Consider the following 17,391-nt stretch of genomic DNA (forward strand, 5'->3'; position numbering starts at 1 on the left):
GAGCAGGAGTTGCAGGTTTATCAGCTATTGGAACAGCAAAAAGTTTAGGAGCAATTGTAATTGCTTTTGATACAAGAAAAGAAGTAGAAGAACAAATTCAAAGTATGGGAGCTGAATTTTTAAAATTAAAAGATCAAGAAAAAAATAGTATTCATGAATATGAGACTCATTCATCAAAAAAAAAATCACAATTAATACAAGAATCTTTTAATAAAGTATTAAAAAAAACGGATATTGTTATCACAACAGCTATGGTTCCAAATAAAAAAGCACCTATTTTAATTACTAAAAAAATGATTAAATTAATGAAACCTGGAAGTGTAATTTTTGATCTTGCTATTGAAAATGGAGGTAATTGTGAATTAACAGAAAAAAATAAAATAATTACTACAAATAATAATATTAACATTATAGGTTTTACAAATTTACCTAGTAAAGTAGCGCCTCAAGCTTCTCAATTATATAGTACGAATATCGTAAATTTAATAAATTTATTATCTAAAAATCATTTAGGTAGAATTAATATTAATTTAAAAGACGAAATTATTAGAAACATGACTGTAATTTATAATCATACAATTATATGGCCAGCTCCAAAAATTAAAACATCAAAAATAAAAGATAAAACAAAAAAATTAAATAATTTTAAAAATATAAACAGGTCTATCAAAAAAAATAACAAATGTTTTTTAACAAATAAATACTTTTTATATATTTTAGGATTATTTACTACATATTATATAACACAATCTCTTCCTTATGACGTTATACCTCATTTTATAATTTTTTTATTATCTTGTATAATAGGTTATTATATAGTATGGAATGTTAGTCATACATTACATACACCTTTAATGTCTGTTACAAATGCAATTTCTGGGATTATTATTATTGGTTCTATTTTACAACTTAATAATAATTATTATACTACAATTATGTTAGCATTTTTAGGAACATTATTATCAAGTATTAATATTTTTGGAGGATTAACTATTACTCAACGTATGCTTAAAATGTTTCGTAAAAATTAAGGAGAATTTATAAATGTTTGATAGGTCACTAATATTTACATATACTATATCTGCAGTTTTATTTATATTAAGTATTGCAAGTCTTTCAAAAAAAGAAACTTCTCAAAAAGGTAATATATTTGCTATTAATGGTATGCTTATAGCGATTATAATAACTATATTAAAAGCAAAAATTAATAATGTTGGTTATATTTTAGGAGCAATTTTTTTAGGCGCATTTATAGGAATAAGTATTTCAAAAAAAATTGATATGACTAAAATGCCTCAATTAATTGCAATATTACATAGTTTTGTAGGATTAACTGCAGTTCTTGTAGGATTTAATAATTATTTATTATTAATATATGATAAAATTATTTTTAATGAAAATATAAGTATGCAATTAATAGAAATATTCTTTAGTATTTTTATTGGTTCTATTACTTTAATTGGTTCTATACTTGCTTTTAACAAATTATCTGGTTTTATTAAATCAAAAACCTTAAATTTAAAATTTAAAAATCAAATTAATTTATTAATGATATTAATATCATTTATTTTAATGATTTATTTTTTAAATACACATAATATAAAATTACAAATTATCGTTTTAGGATTAATATTTTTAATTTCATTAGTATTTGGTTTCCATTTAATAATGAGTATTGGTGGAGCAGATATGCCTGTCGTAATATCAATGTTGAATTCTTATTCTGGATGGGCAGCCGCATCTTCAGGATTTATGTTAAATAATGATTTACTAATCATAACAGGTGCTTTAGTTGGATCATCTGGAGCTATTCTTTCTTATTTAATGTGTAAAGGTATGAATAGATCATTTTTTAATGTACTTCTTGGAAGTAATAATAAAATTAATAATCAAAAAAATAGTTCTACTTTAACAAAAAAAAATATACAAAATTATAAAGAAATATCTATTGATAATACAATAGATATATTAAAAAATTCAAATAATATTATTATTGTTCCTGGATATGGATTAGCTGTTTCACAAGCACAATATCCACTTTCTGAAATAGTAAAGAAATTAATTCAATTAAATATTAAAGTTAGATTTGCGATTCATCCTGTAGCAGGACGTTTACCTGGACATATGAATGTTTTATTAGCAGAAGCTAATATACCATATAATATAGTATATGAAATGGATGATATTAATAAGGATTTTACTAATACAGACACAGTATTAGTAATAGGGGCTAATGATACAGTTAATCCCTCAGCTCAAGAAGATATTGAAAGTCCAATATCAGGTATGCCTATTTTAGAAGTCTGGAAAGCTAATAATATTATTATTTTTAAAAGAAGTATGAATCAGGGATATGCTGGAATTAATAATCCTTTATTTTATCAAGATAATAGCTATATGTTATTTGGAGATGCAAAAAATTCTATAAGTAAAATTTTACAAAAATTTTAATAAAAAAGTTTACTCATTGTATATAAAATACTAGAGTAAACTTTATATTTTTATATATATAAGTTTATTAATTAATAAAATTAATTAATTTTAAATAATTATTAATTATAATATTTTTACCATTAATCATTAGTATATTACTTTTTTTAAATTTACTTAAAATACGACTTACAGTTTCCACTGTAATACCTAAATAATTACCAATATCACTTCTAGTCATAGATAAAAAAAAATTTTCGTGTGAATATCCTATTATTTTAAATTTTTTAGATAAATCATATATAAATGTGGCTAATTTTATTTCTGCTTTTTTTCTAGATAAAAGTGATATAAAATAAGAATTTATTTTAATTTCTTTACTCATCAGATTAATAATCTTTTGTCCTAAAGATGGAATTTTTATAAAAAGATTATTTAATTTAGATATAGATACTTTACATAAAGTAGACGTTTCTAATGCTTTACTAAAATTACTATAAACACTATTATAAATACTATCTAAACCTATTAAATCACTTTTAAAATAAAATCTAGTTATTTGTTCATTTCCCTGCTTTGAAAAATTATAAGTTTTAATAGTTCCTGATTGTATAGTATATAAAAAATACATTCTTTCTTTTTTTTTAAATAATACTTCTCCTTTATGAATTATCTTTTTTTGTTTAAAGATTGTAATAAATTTTTTATATTTAAAAAATATACATAATTTATATGTTAAACAATTTTTACAATTAATATCATTATAATAATTTATATTTTTTACATTATATTTTTGTTTCAGAATCATTTTTTACTCTCTGAAATTAAAAAAATAAAAAATATTTTTTATTAGAATATAATCAATATATATATCGATTATATTCTATAATTTTATATTTAAGGTTAAGTATTTTATGTATTTTTATGTAAAAAAAAACTATAATCTTTTTACCGGAGATGTAGCATATTTTTTAGCAGCATGAGCTCCAGCACCTTTTTTATTATTTAAATTAAATGATGAATTAATTAATTTATTATTAAAACAATTTGTAAAATTATTATGTATTTTTTTATTATTTGTTGATATATAATTTTTATATATTTTTTTTTTAGTTATAAAATTGTTATTTTTTATATTTTGATTATGGATATTAATAATATCAGAAACAATTACACGAGTTTTAGATATTATTTTTTTTTTTGTTTGTAATTTAATTTTATTTAATATAAATCTATTAATTTTAACTGGATTTTTAAATTTATTTAATCCCATTCTATTTTCTATAGAAAAATTAGATATATTATTTTGTGTTTTATTAAAAATATTAGTAATTTTATTAAAATTATTTTTTATATATTTTTTATCATATAATAAATAATTATTATTTGTTTTTATTTTTAAAAATTTGTCTAATTTTATACAATTAAATAAATTTTTATTATTATTTTTAATTATTAGATTATTATTTAAATTAAATAATTTTAGTGTTTTATCTTTAAATTCTACACTAGAAATTAAAAATTTTTTTTTTTTATATAAATTTGAAATTTTTTTTTTTGAATTTAAAAAAATATGTTCAAAAGAACAACCTATATTTTTTCTTAAATTTTTCTTTTTGTTAAAGATAAAAAATTTTTTATAATTATTTAAAATAAATTGATTTACAATAAAAATATTTTGTTTAACATTTTTTATAATTTTTTTTATATAAAAAAATTTTTTTTTAAGAAAATTTAAAATATTAAATACTATATATTTTTGTTTTAAACAAAAATATATTAATTTATATACATAAGAAATAGAATAATATTCTTTTTTTAAAAAGAATTTATTATATGTACTTAATTTTTGATTTTTTTTATTTTCACTTATAATATTTTGTAAAAATTTATTTTTTAAATAATTAAAATCAAAATTATTTGAATTTAATTTTTGTAATGTATTTATAATATAATAAAGATTTTTTTTATCTTCCCCATGTTTAATCCGTAAAATAGAATAATTAGGTGTATCTAATTTAGAATTAGGTATAATAAAGGTTCTGATTTTTCTATTTTCAATAGCATTTACTGAATCTCTTTTTTCATTTAATAAATAAGAAGCTATTTTTACTGGAACTATAGCATATACTTCTTTTGTATTATCTTTAAAAGATTCTTCTTCTATTAATCTTAATATAGATAATGATAAAGATTTATTATCTCTTAATGTACCATGTCCTAAACATCTAGGACATAAATAATAATTAGATTCGTTTAAAGAAGATTTTAATCTTTGACGTGACATTTCTAATAATCCAAATTTTGAAATATGATTTATTTGAATTTTAGCTCTATCATAACGTATATTATAAAGTAATCTTTTTTCTATGGTTTTTTTATTTTCTAAAATAGACATATCAATAAAATCTATTACAATTAATCCACCCACATCACGTAATCTTAATTGTCTAATAATTTCATCTGCAGCTTCTAAATTAATATTTAATGCTGTTTCTTCTATATCAATGCCTTTTGTAGCTTTTGATGAATTAACATCAATTGATGTTAATGCTTCTGTTGTATCAATAACAATTGAACCACCAGAAGGTAAACGTACTTCTTTTTGGAAAGCAGTTTCGATTTGAGACTCTATTTGATAATGACTAAACAAAGGAATATTACCTTTATATAATTTAATTTTACTATTTAAATCTGATTTACCTAAAATATTAACATGTTTTTTTGCTAATTTTAAAATTTTTAAATTATCTATTAAAATTTCATTTATATCATGATATAAATAATCACGTAATATTCTTATAATAATATTACTTTCTTGATGTATTAAAAAAGGAGCTGGTTTTTTTTTTGCTATTTTTTTTATTATTTCCCAATGTTTTAATCTAAATTTTAAATCTAATTTAAGTGTTTCTATATTTTTCCCTAAACTAGCTGTACGAATAATTAAACTCATATTATTTGGTAAATATAATAATGATAAAAATTTTTTTAAAATTTTTCTATCTTTTCCTTTTATTTTTCTAGATATTCCACTAAAATTAGAACTATTAGGCATTAAAACTAAATAACTACCTGCTAAGCTAATAAATGTTGTTAATAATGCACCTTTTCTTCCTCTTTCTTCTTTATCTATTTGTACAATAATTTCTTTACCAATTAATAAAGAATCTTTAAAATTTATTTTATTAGAAAAATTTTCATAATTATTGTAAGGTAAATATTCTTTTGTAATTTCTTTAATAGGTAAAAAACCATGTTTATCTACTCCATAATCTACAAAAACAGCTTCTAAACTTGGTTCAACACGTGTAATTTTTCCTTTATATATATTAGATTTTTTTTGCTTATGATTAGAATTTTCTATATCTAAATCATATAATCTTTGTCCATCTACTAGAGCAACACGCAATTCTTCATGTTGAGTAGCATTTATTAACATTCTTTTCATAATAACTTACTCATGTATTTTAAACTAATTAATATTTTATAAAAAATATAAAAGTGATATAATAAGAAAATTTTATTTAATCTTTTATGAATAGATTTAAATTAATAATTTTTAATTATTTGAAAATAATAAAATATATTTTATGATTATTTATAATTTTAAAAAAAATTTATAAAAATTTTTATGTAATAAAAAAATATTTACATTTATGGAAAATTTATAAAAATTATTTATCAATAATAACATAAATTTTAATTTTCAAAAAATCATTTTATATAAAAATATATTATGTATATTAAATTTTAAATTATTATTAATAATAATAAATATAACTTTTTATAAAAAAAAATGAAAAATAAAAATATTATTGTATCTTCTTTTATTGATAGACAAAGAATAGATAATTTTTTAATTAAAAAATTTAAAACAGTTCCTAAAAGTTTAATATATAAAATACTAAGAAAAGGTAAAATAAAAGTTAATAAAAAAAAAGTATCTCCATATTTTAAAATAAAATATCAAGATAAAATTGAACTTCCTTATATATATATAAATCATACAAAAAAAAATAAAAAAAAATTGAGTTTAAATAAAATAACATTCTTAAAAAAAATAATTATTTTTGAAGATAGATATATTTTAGCTATCAATAAACCTTCTGGTATTGCAGTTCATGGAGGAAGTGGTATTAATTATGGTATCATAGAAAGTTATAGATTTTTATTTAAAAAAAATTTTTTTTTAGAACTTGTACATAGGATTGATAAAGAAACATCTGGTGTTTTATTAATGGCAAAAAAAAGATCAATATTAAAGATATTACAACAACAATTAAGAGAAAAAAAAATAAAAAAAGAATATATTGCTTTAGTAAAAGGGAATTGTATTTCAAAAAAATATATTTATATTAAAAATTTTTTAGTAAAAAATTTTTTAAATAAAAAAGTTAAAGTTAAAATAGATAAAAAAGGTAAATTTTCGGAAACTAAGTTTAAAATTATTAAAAATTATACAAATTTTATGTTGACAAAAATTAAACCCATTACTGGTAGAACACATCAAATTAGAGTACATATGTCTTGTTTAAATTATCCTATAATTAATGACCAACGATATGGTGATTATAATCTAAATTTAGAATTTAAAAAAAATTTTAATTTAAACAGATTATTTTTACACGCTAAAAAAATTATATTTATACATCCTATAAATAACAAAAAAATTGTAATTAATGCTCCCTTAAGTAAGGAATTATATAACTGTTTATTAAAATTAAAATAATAATAAAAAATATTTTATATAAATAAAATGTAATATATACTAATTTATAATTTTAAATATAAAAATAGTATTTTTTATAAAAGGTAAATATTATGGCAGTTCAAAAACATAAAAAATCAAGATCTAAAAGAGGTATGAGACGTTCTCATGATAAATTATCAAAAAATAAATTTTTATTAATTAATAAAAAAACGGGGAAAAAATATTTATACCATCATATATCTGATGATGGTTTTTATAAAAATAAAAAAATTATAAATAAAAATTAATCTAAATTTAAAATAATATATATATTAAATATATTAAAATAAAATGAAAAAATTTGTTGCTATATTTCCCGGTCAAGGAACCCAATTTATTGGTATGTTGTCTGATTTATATAAAAAATATAAAATTATAAAAGAAACCTTTTATTTAGCTTCAGAAATATTAGGATATGATTTATGGTATCTTACACAAAAAGGTCCATTAAAAAAATTAAATAAAACATATTATACTCAACCTGCTATTTTAGCATCATCTATAGCAATATATAATTTATGGTTATATAAAAATAACATAAGACCTGATATAGTTACAGGATATAGTTTAGGAGAATATACTGCTATGGTATGTAGTGGTATTATTAGTTTTTCTGATGCTATTAAAATAGTAGAATTTAGAGGTAAATTAATGTATAAAATATCATGTAATTTAAATGATTTTTATACAACCGGATATTATATGAAAACAATTATTGGATTAAAAAAAAAATAATTAAAAAAATTTGTAAAAGAATTAATAAATATAATCACATTATTTCAATATCTAATTATAATTCATATAAAAATATTACTGTTAGTGGAAATAAATTAGCTATAATTAAAGCTACGAAAATATTTAAATCTTTAGGAGCACATATAATACCAATAAATATTAATGTACCTTCTCATTGTTTATTAATGAGACCTATAACTTTAAAATTTAAAACATTTTTAGAAACAATTAAAATTAATAAACCAAAAATTAAATTTATTAATAATATAAGTTGTAATTATGAAATATCATCTAAAAATATTAAAAATTCTTTAATTAAACAATTATATTCACCTATTAATTGGATTAAATGTATTAAATTTATAGAAAAACAAAATATATTAAATGTAATAGAATTTACTCCTAAAAATTTACTTAAAAAAATATCACAAAAAATTACAAATAATTTAAATATAGATTCCATCTATAATGTAGAAACATTTCTTTTAACATTTAAAAAATATAAGATTTAAAATAAAAAATATGTTATTTAAAAATTTTACATTAAAAAATAAAATAGCTTTAATAACAGGAGCTAATAAAGGAATAGGACATAGTATTGCTAATACATTAGCAATGTATGGAGCCTATGTAATAGGAACATCTACAACTACTACAGGAGTTAAAAAAATTAATAATTATTTAGGAAAAAATGGTACAGGTTTAGTTCTTGATTTAAAAAATAAATCACCTTATATTATAAGTAATTTAATTAGATACATTATTAAAAAATTTAAAAGTATAGATATACTTATTAATAATGCTGGAATTTTATCTGATACGTTAGTTATAAAAATGAAAGATTATCAATGGGATGATGTTTTACAAATTAATTTGACTTCTGTTTTTAGAATTTCTAAAGAAGTTATTTATTATATGATTAAAAAATCATTTGGAAGAATAATTACAATTGGTTCTATTATAGGAACAATAGGTAATATAGGCCAAGCTAATTACGCAGCATCTAAATCAGGTATTATAGGTTTTAGTAGATCTTTAGCAAAGGAAGTAGCTTTTAAAAATATTACTGTTAATGTAATATCTCCTGGTTATATTAAAACAGATATGACATTAAATCTTACAAAAAAGGATTATGCTAATATTATAGAAAAAATTCCATCCAAACGTTTTGGCGATCCTCAAGAAATAGCTGATGCTGTAATTTTTTTAGTTTCTGAAAAATCATCTTATATAACAGGAGAAGTACTTAATATTAATGGTGGTTTATATATGGGATAATTTATTTTTAAAAAATTATTTTAAAATTTTTTATAGGAAAATATAAAGAGTATGAGTAATTCTATTACTAAACGTGTTAAAAAAATTATTATTAATAAATTAGGAATAACAAAAAAAAATATTACTATGTCTTCTTCTTTTAAGAAAGATTTAGGTGCTGATTCACTTGATACTATTGAAATTATTATGGCTTTAGAAGAAGAATTTAATATTGAAATATTGGATGAAGATGCAGAAAAAATTACTAATCTTAAAGAAGCTGTAAATTATATTCAAAATTTTAAAAAAAAATTATAGGAATATAGTAAAAATATATATTACTATATCTAATAGATAGATGATTATATTATCAATATAATATATTAAAAAATATAATGTTAAAACGTAGAAGAGTAGTTATTACTGGTATTGGAATGATTACTCCAATAGGTTCTAAAGTAGAATCTAATTGGTTTAATCTTATTAATGGTAATAGTGGAATTAGTTTAATTAATACTTTTAATACCAGTAAATATAAAACTAAAATTGCTGGATTAATAAAAAATTTTAAATATCAAAATAGTATTTTTTCAAATAAAAAAAAAAATATTGATTTATTTATTCAATATGGCTTAATAGCTTGTAAAGAAGCTATTAAAAATTCTGGTTTAATATTTAATAAATATAATAATCCTAGATTTGGAGTATTAATAGGTTCTGGTTTAGGAGGTATTAATTTAATAGAAAAAAATAATTATATTCTACATAAAAAAGGTCCTAATAAAATTAATCCATTTTTTTTAACATCTACCATTATGAGTATGATTACAGGTAATATTGCCATAGATTATAAATTAACTGGACCTAGTTTATCTATTAATACGGCTTGTAGTTCTGGTATTCATAATATTGGGATTGCTTTTAAAATTATTGCTTATAATGATGCTGATATAATGATAACAGGAGCTACAGAAAAAGCTGTAACTCCTTTAAGTCTAGCTGGTTTTAGTGCAATGAAAGTATTATCTAAAAGAAATAATGAACCTAAAAAAGCAAGTAGACCTTGGGATAAAGATAGAGATGGATTTGTTATTGGAGATGGAGCTGGTATTCTAATTTTAGAAGAATATAATCATGCAAAAAAAAGAAATGCAAATATTATTGCTGAATTAGTTGGTTTTGGAATGAGTAATGATGCATATCATATAACTTCTCCACCAATAAATGGTGAAGGAGCACAATTAGCGATGATAAATGCATTAAAAGATGCACGTCTTAATCCAGAAAATATAAAATATATAAATGCACATAGTGCATCAACTATATTAGGCGATATTTCTGAAGTTAACGCTATTAAAAAAATATTTAAAAATAATCATAATAAATTATTTGTAAGTTCCACAAAATCAATTACTGGACATTTATTGGGTGCTGCAGGTGCTATAGCATCTATTTATTCTATTTTATCTTTAAAAAACCAAATTGTTCCAGGAACTATTAATTTAGATAATCCTGATAAAAATCTAGATTTAGATTTTATTCCAAATATATCTCGTGATGTATATAACATGAAATATGTATTATGTAATTCTTTTGGTTTTGGAGGAACTAATGGGTCATTAGTATTTAAAAAAATATAGTTTATTATCAATAAATTTAAAGAAATTAATAACAGAAATTTTTTACAAAAATATACTTCTTTTTAAGAAGTAATAAATATGTATGATAATATATTATATTTATTAATTTTTAAAATAAGTACTAAAATATAAAAAATGAAATATACAAAATTTATTGTAGTAGAAGGAATAAATGGATCAGGAAAATCTACAATATGTAATTATATATTGAAATTACTTAATAAGTTACATATTTATAATGTAATTAAAATACATGAACCAGGTAGTACACCTGTTGCTGAAAAATTAAGAAATATTATTAAATTTTCTACAGGAGAAATTTTTTCTTATAAAACAGAATTATTATTAATATATGCTGCAAGATTACAATTATTAGATAATATTATTAGACCTAATATAAATAAAAATTGGATATTATCAGATAGATATGATTTATCTACATATGCCTATCAAATAGGAGGAAGAGGATTAAATAAAAATCATGTAATATTTTTACAAAAATTTATTAATAATAATATAAGACCAAATATAACTATTTATTTAGATGTAAATCCAGTTATTGCTTTACAAAGAATAGATTCTAATCTAGAAGATAGAATTGAGAAAGAATCTATAAATTTTTTTTCTAAAGTAAGATGTTTTTATATAAAAATGGCAAAAAAAGATAAAACCATTAAAATGGTTAATGCTAATAAAAATTTAAAAGATGTAAAATTTTCAGTTAAAAATATTATTAATAAATTAATTAATATATAATATGAAAAAAAATTTATTGTATCCTTGGTTAAGGGATTATTATAGTGAAATTATTTATCAATTTCAAAAAAAAAAAAATTATACAGCTTATATTTTTTGTTCTTTGAATGGATTAGGTATAACTTCTTTAATTTTAGAATTAATTAAATGGATTTTTTGTATTAATAAGCAACAAATATATAGTTGTTCTATATGTAATAATTGTATTTTAGTAAAAAAAAATATACATCCTGATTTGTATATTTTACAAAATAAAATGAAACAAATTTATATTGGGATAGATTGTATTAGAAGTTTAATTGATAAAATTTCTCAAACACCTCATAAAGGAACTAGTAAAATTATATGGTTTCCAAACTCTAAAAAATTAAATGATTTTTCTAGTAATGCTCTTTTAAAAATTTTAGAAGAACCTCCTAAAAATACTTATTTTTTTTTACAGTGTAATAATAAAAATGAATTATTACCTACTATATATAGTAGGTGTCAAATTTGGGATATTCATCCACCAAGTGAAAAAATAAGTATCTCATGGCTAATAAAAAATTTACAGAATAATCAGGTTTTAAAAAAACAATCTATAAAAAGTGCATTACGTATATGTAATTATACACCAATTAATGCATTATATTTATTAAATAATAATATATGGGAAAATAGAAATATTTTTTATAATATTTTAGTATCTTCATTTAAGAAAGATATTATGAATTTATTATCTATATTAGATAATAATAATATTTTATTTTATTTAGATTGGATTTATTTAATTTTGTTAGATGTAATTAAATTACATCTAAAAATAGATTTAAAATTTTTTTATAATTTAGATCAGATTTCTGTTATCTATAAAATATCTAATATAATTTTTATAGATAAAATTATATTAATGATTAAAAAAATATTATTTTGTAAAAAAATATTGATAAAAATTGATACAATAAATCATAAATTAATAATAATTAATTTATTATTATCTTTAGATAAGATTTATAAATCTTAATTATTTTTATTAATAAAATTTTAAAATATGAATATAGGAATTATATGTTTAATAATACATTTGCTAATATGCAAAAAATAGGTAAATCTTTAATGTTACCAGTATCAATTTTACCTATAGCCGGTATATTATTAGGTATTGGGTCAGCCAATTTTCATTGGTTACCTAATATTATTTCTACTATTATGGAAAAAACTGGTAGTTCTGTATTTGCTAATATTCCACTAATATTTTCTATTGGTGTAGCATTAGGATTTACTCAAAATAATGGTATATCTGCTCTAGCTTCTGTTGTTTCTTATAGTATTTTAACAAAAACTGTTGAAGTAATAATTCCAATATTATTACATAATCATGTTACACAACAAATAATAATACAAAAACATCTTACAGATACTGGTATTATAGGAGGTATTATTTCAGGTTCTATTGCAGCTTATATGTTTAATCGTTTTAATAATATTCAATTAGTAGAATACTTGGGTTTTTTTTCTGGAAAACGTTTTGTACCTATTGTTTCAGGATTAATATCTATTTTTATAGGTATATTGTTATCTTTAGTATGGATTCCTATCCAAAAAATAATACAATTGTTTTCATACTGGGCAGTTTATCAAAATCCAATATTTGCATTTGGTATATACGGAATTATAGAAAGAACATTATTACCTTTTGGATTACACCATATTTGGAATGTTCCATTTCAAATGGAAATAGGTTCATTTTTTAGTAATGTTACAAAACAAATATATCATGGTGATATTGCTAGATATATAGCTGGAGATCCATCTGCAGGTAAATTAGCAGGCGGATTTTTATTTAAAATGTATGGATTACCAGGAGCAGCTATTGCTATATGGCATACATCAAAAAAACAAAATAGAAGTAAAATTGGTAGTTTAATGTTATCAGCTGCATTAACATCCTTTCTTACAGGAATTACTGAACCTATAGAATTTTCTTTTATGTATGTAGCTCCATTATTATATGTAATTCATATTATTTTATCTGGATTATCTTTCCCTATTTGTATTCTATTAGGAATGAGAAATGGAACTAGTTTTTCTCATGGATTAATTGATTTTATTATTTTAAGTGGTAATGGTTCAAAAATATGGTTATTTCCTATAATAGGAGTTATATATGCTATTATTTATTATATTATATTTAGGATAATAATTACTAAATTAAATTTACAAACACCAGGACGTGAAAAAATAGAAAATGATATATATTATGATCATAATATATCTTCAAATTATGGGGAAAAATTAGTAATAGCTTTTGGAGGAAAAAAAAATATTACTAATTTAGATGCATGTATCACTAGATTACGTATAAGTGTTTTAGACATTAACAAAGTTAATAAAAAAGAGTTAAAATTATTAGGAGCTTCAGCTGTCATTATTTCAGGTAATGGGGTGCAAGCTGTTTTTGGAACTAAATCTGATAATTTAAAAACAGAAATGGATAATTTTATACAAAATACTTATGATAAATAAATTAAAAATTAATTTTTATATAATTATGAATAATAAAAATAATATATTTCAAAAAATTTTATCTAAAAAAATAAATACTAATATTATTTATCAAGATAAATTAGTTACAGCTTTTAATGATATAAAACCTTTAAGTCCAATACATATTTTAATCATACCTAATATTTTTATAAATACACTTAATAATATTAACAAACATCATGAATTACTTTTAGGTAGAATGTTATTGGTAGCTTCTAAACTAGCTAAAAAAAAATGTATTAATAATAGTGGTTATAGAATTGTAATTAATTGTAATAATCATGGATGTCAAACAATATTTTATTTACATATGCATTTATTAGGAGGAAGACAAGGCACAAAAATTTTTTTTTAAATTTATTTTTTAATAAATTTGCTATGTATTTAAAAAAATTAAATAACATAGCAAAATTTTTAATTTTAATTAAAAATATGTGATATTAAATCTAATATTTTATAAGAATATCCTGTTTCATTATCATACCAAGCAATTAATTTAAAAAAATTATTACTAATAGAAATACTTGCATTTTTATCAAAAATAGATGTTAAAATTGATCCATTAAAATCACTTGATACAACATGATCTTCTGTATAACCAACAACATTTTTCATATAATTATTGGATGCAAATTTAATTACTTTACAAATATCTGATAATGTAGTATTTTTAATTGTTTTAACAGTAAAATCAACTACAGAAACATTTGGAATAGGAACTCTTAGTGATATACCAGTTAATTTATTATATAATTCTGGTAAAACTATTCCTACTGCTTTTGCAGCACCTGTACTTGAAGGAATAATATTTTGATATGCACCTCTACCCCCTCTCCAATCTCTAGTAGAAGCACTATCTACAGTTTTTTGAGTTGAAGTTACTGCATGTATGGTAGTCATAAGTCCATTTTCAATGATATAATTATCATTAATGATTTTTGCTAATGGAGCTAAACAATTAGTTGTACATGAAGCATTAGAAATAATATTTTCACCATTATAATTTTGAAAATTAACTCCTTTCACATACATAGGTATAGTATTATCTTTAGGAGGAGCAGTAATAATAACTTTTTTAGCTCCAGCAAAAATATGTTTTTCTGCTAATTTTTTTGTTAAAAAAATACCAGTAGATTCAACTACAACATCAATTTTTAAATCATCCCATTTTAATTTAATAGGATCTGATTCAGAAAAAATATGTATAATATTATTATTAATAATTAAATTATTATTATTAATTTTAATTTTATCATTAAACATACCATGAGTAGAATCATATTTTATCATATATGCAATATAATTTATTTCTAACAAATCATTAATAGCTATAATTTTAATTTTAGTATTTTTTTGAGCAGCTCGAAAAAAAATACGTCCTATTCTACCAAATCCATTAATAGCAACTCTAATAGACATTAAAATCTCCTAAATCTATTTTATTAAAATAGAATAATTATATATAAAATTATTTATATTTTATTGAAAAAGTAAAGCATATGTTTTTTGAAAATTAAAAAAATCTATATTATTTATGAAAAATATATTATTAATAATATTAGATGTAATATAACTATTTATTTTTAAAAAAAAATCTGATATATCTAAAACATCTGTATTTTCCCATTGTAATTCAATTTTTTTAATTTTTGTTAATTCAGAAATTTTTAATTTTGCATAATCAAAATCACCTAGATCATCAATTAACCCATATTTTATAGCATCTTTCCCTAAAAAGATCATTCCATTAGCTATTTTTTTTACATTTTCAATAGGAAGATTTCTTTCTTTTGAAACTACACTAATAAATTTATCATAACCATTTTGGATAGTTAATTCTATTATTTTTTTTTCTATCGTAGATATTTTTTCACTTATAGAAAAATTAAATCTATCTGATATATTTACACCATCTTGCTGAATACCGAATCTGTTTAATAAATCACTAAAATTATATATGATACTAAATATTCCAATTGAACCAGTTAAACTAGAAGGATCAGCAATTATAAAATCTGCCGCTGTAGAAATCCAATATGCTCCTGATGCTGCTACTTTACCCATTAAAACAACTATAGGTTTATGAACTTTTTTTAATAAAATTAATTCATCATAAATAGCTTGTGCTGCTTTTATATCACCACCTGGACTATTTATTCTTAATATTAAACCTTTAATATGAGGATTTTTATAAACTTTATGTATTGCTTTTGTAATAATATTACTATTATTTTTACCGTATATCATTATTCCGTTTATTGTTATAACAGAAATATTACTCTGATTATCTTTTATTATACTACTTTTTTCTATATTAACTTTAATATAATTATTAATATCAATTTTATTATATGTTTTTTCTTTACCAACACCAAAAGTTTTTATCATTTCTTCTTCAAATTCATCATTATTAGAGATTTTATCTATTAATTTATTTTGTAAAGCAAATAATGCTAAATCTCCATGAGATTTCTCAAGAGAAATTAAAAAATCTTTATTTGTAGGAAAAATTTTTTTAAAAGTTAATTTTCTATTTGTAGTTATAGTTGTCAAATAATCACACCAAATATTATTAATTAATTTACTTAAAATAATTTTATTATTATTAGACATATTATTTCTGAGTATAGGCTCAACTGCAGATTTATATTCTCCTATTCTAAATATATAAGTATTTATTTTTAATTTTTGTAATAAATCTTTAATAAAAAATTTTTTAAAACTAAAACCATGTAATTTTACATAACCATATGGTGATAAAAAAATTTTATTAGCAAAACTAGCTAAATAATATTGATTTTGATCATATGAATCTGAAATTGCATATATTTTTTTTCCTGTTGATTTAAAATCATTTAAATATTTACCTATATAACGTAATGTTGGTAAATCATGAATATTTAAATTATGTAATTTTAATATAATTCCACTTACATTCTTATCCTGTTTTGCATATTTTATTGCTTGAACTATATTTAGTATAGAATTATTATCTTTTTTTATTAATTTATTAAATAATTCTATTTTTTTATTTTTTTGATAAAAAGAATCATCAGTTAAATTTTCATTAAAATTGATTTCTAAAACTTGATTCTTTTTTTTTAACATTTTGTCATTAATATTTTTTTGATGATGAATGTTATATATGTAATAACAAAATAAAGATATTAATAATATAAAAATTATATTTATTATTAATATTCTAGTAAAATTAATTAATGACCATAGGTAATAAAAAAAAGATTTTACTAAATTAAATAATTTAATCATTTGTCACCTAATTCTTCTAAATAA

At 19.7% G+C, this 17,391-nt stretch carries 17 protein-coding genes (1 of these 17 only partly in view); 13 read left to right on the forward strand and 4 right to left on the reverse strand.

What is annotated here, in order from left to right; translation table 11 throughout:
• Window positions 1-1,031: the 3' portion of a Re/Si-specific NAD(P)(+) transhydrogenase subunit alpha gene (locus GJT99_RS00375; protein ID WP_168893756.1), read on the forward strand. Its footprint begins 514 nt before the window's first position; only the last 1,031 of its 1,545 coding nucleotides appear in the window; its start codon lies off the left edge, out of view; the stop codon is at window positions 1,029-1,031.
• 13 nt (window positions 1,032-1,044) lie between these two features.
• Complete coding sequence (locus GJT99_RS00380; RefSeq protein ID WP_168893757.1) at window positions 1,045-2,451, forward strand: NAD(P)(+) transhydrogenase (Re/Si-specific) subunit beta; 1,407 nt, start codon at window positions 1,045-1,047, stop codon at window positions 2,449-2,451.
• A 67-nt stretch (window positions 2,452-2,518) separates the two neighbouring features.
• Here the strand turns inward: GJT99_RS00380 and fnr are convergent, their stop codons facing one another.
• Both fnr and rne read right to left on the reverse strand, forming a co-directional pair.
• Window positions 2,519-3,238, reverse strand: a complete 720-nt coding sequence (gene fnr, locus GJT99_RS00385) for a fumarate/nitrate reduction transcriptional regulator Fnr (RefSeq protein WP_168893758.1) — start codon at window positions 3,236-3,238, stop codon at window positions 2,519-2,521.
• A 129-nt stretch (window positions 3,239-3,367) separates the two neighbouring features.
• On the reverse strand, window positions 3,368-5,881 hold the full coding sequence (gene rne / locus GJT99_RS00390; RefSeq protein ID WP_168893759.1) for a ribonuclease E: 2,514 nt from the start codon (window positions 5,879-5,881) through the stop codon (window positions 3,368-3,370).
• A 348-nt stretch (window positions 5,882-6,229) separates the two neighbouring features.
• Here rne and GJT99_RS00395 point away from each other — a divergent pair, with 348 nt between their 5' ends.
• The 11 genes from GJT99_RS00395 (at window position 6,230) to GJT99_RS00445 (ending at window position 14,452) form a co-directional block, all read left to right on the forward strand.
• Window positions 6,230-7,162, forward strand: a complete 933-nt coding sequence (locus tag GJT99_RS00395) for an RluA family pseudouridine synthase (RefSeq protein WP_168893760.1) — start codon at window positions 6,230-6,232, stop codon at window positions 7,160-7,162.
• 92 nt (window positions 7,163-7,254) lie between these two features.
• Entirely contained in the window at window positions 7,255-7,431 is a 177-nt protein-coding gene (gene rpmF, locus GJT99_RS00400) for a 50S ribosomal protein L32 (protein WP_168893761.1), read from the forward strand.
• A gap of 43 nt (window positions 7,432-7,474) precedes the next feature.
• Window positions 7,475-7,918, forward strand: a complete 444-nt coding sequence (locus tag GJT99_RS00405) for an ACP S-malonyltransferase (RefSeq protein WP_168893762.1) — start codon at window positions 7,475-7,477, stop codon at window positions 7,916-7,918.
• A gap of 185 nt (window positions 7,919-8,103) precedes the next feature.
• Window positions 8,104-8,430, forward strand: a complete 327-nt coding sequence (locus GJT99_RS00410; protein ID WP_168893763.1) for an ACP S-malonyltransferase — start codon at window positions 8,104-8,106, stop codon at window positions 8,428-8,430.
• Window positions 8,431-8,440: 10 nt separating this feature from the next.
• Window positions 8,441-9,196 (forward strand): 3-oxoacyl-ACP reductase FabG, encoded by a 756-nt coding sequence (gene fabG / locus GJT99_RS00415; RefSeq protein ID WP_168893764.1) that lies wholly within the window; start codon window positions 8,441-8,443, stop codon window positions 9,194-9,196.
• 51 nt (window positions 9,197-9,247) lie between these two features.
• Entirely contained in the window at window positions 9,248-9,493 is a 246-nt protein-coding gene (gene acpP, locus GJT99_RS00420) for an acyl carrier protein (protein ID WP_168893765.1), read from the forward strand.
• A 77-nt stretch (window positions 9,494-9,570) separates the two neighbouring features.
• On the forward strand, window positions 9,571-10,815 hold the full coding sequence (fabF, locus tag GJT99_RS00425; RefSeq protein WP_168893766.1) for a beta-ketoacyl-ACP synthase II: 1,245 nt from the start codon (window positions 9,571-9,573) through the stop codon (window positions 10,813-10,815).
• Between the two features lie 135 nt (window positions 10,816-10,950).
• Entirely contained in the window at window positions 10,951-11,571 is a 621-nt protein-coding gene (gene tmk, locus GJT99_RS00430) for a dTMP kinase (RefSeq protein ID WP_168893767.1), read from the forward strand.
• A 1-nt stretch (window position 11,572) separates the two neighbouring features.
• Window positions 11,573-12,574 carry a DNA polymerase III subunit delta' C-terminal domain-containing protein gene (locus tag GJT99_RS00435; RefSeq protein ID WP_168893768.1) on the forward strand — a complete coding sequence of 334 codons (1,002 nt, stop codon included), beginning with the start codon at window positions 11,573-11,575 and terminating at the stop codon, window positions 12,572-12,574.
• Window positions 12,575-12,618: 44 nt separating this feature from the next.
• A complete protein-coding gene (ptsG, locus tag GJT99_RS00440; protein ID WP_168893769.1) occupies window positions 12,619-14,076 on the forward strand; it encodes a PTS glucose transporter subunit IIBC in 1,458 nt (485 codons plus the stop codon).
• Window positions 14,077-14,101: 25 nt separating this feature from the next.
• Window positions 14,102-14,452: an HIT domain-containing protein gene (locus GJT99_RS00445; protein WP_168894082.1), complete on the forward strand. Its 351-nt coding sequence runs from the start codon at window positions 14,102-14,104 to the stop codon at window positions 14,450-14,452.
• A gap of 65 nt (window positions 14,453-14,517) precedes the next feature.
• Here the strand turns inward: GJT99_RS00445 and gap are convergent, their stop codons facing one another.
• The gene (gene gap / locus GJT99_RS00450; RefSeq protein ID WP_168893770.1) at window positions 14,518-15,516 is read right to left on the reverse strand and encodes a type I glyceraldehyde-3-phosphate dehydrogenase; all 999 of its coding nucleotides are present in this window, start codon (window positions 15,514-15,516) and stop codon (window positions 14,518-14,520) included.
• A 60-nt stretch (window positions 15,517-15,576) separates the two neighbouring features.
• Complete coding sequence (sppA, locus tag GJT99_RS00455; RefSeq protein WP_168893771.1) at window positions 15,577-17,367, reverse strand: signal peptide peptidase SppA; 1,791 nt, start codon at window positions 17,365-17,367, stop codon at window positions 15,577-15,579.
• Window positions 17,368-17,391: the final 24 nt, after the last annotated feature.

The organism is Enterobacteriaceae endosymbiont of Donacia cincticornis (assembly GCF_012568845.1).
Taxonomy (GTDB): domain Bacteria; phylum Pseudomonadota; class Gammaproteobacteria; order Enterobacterales; family Enterobacteriaceae.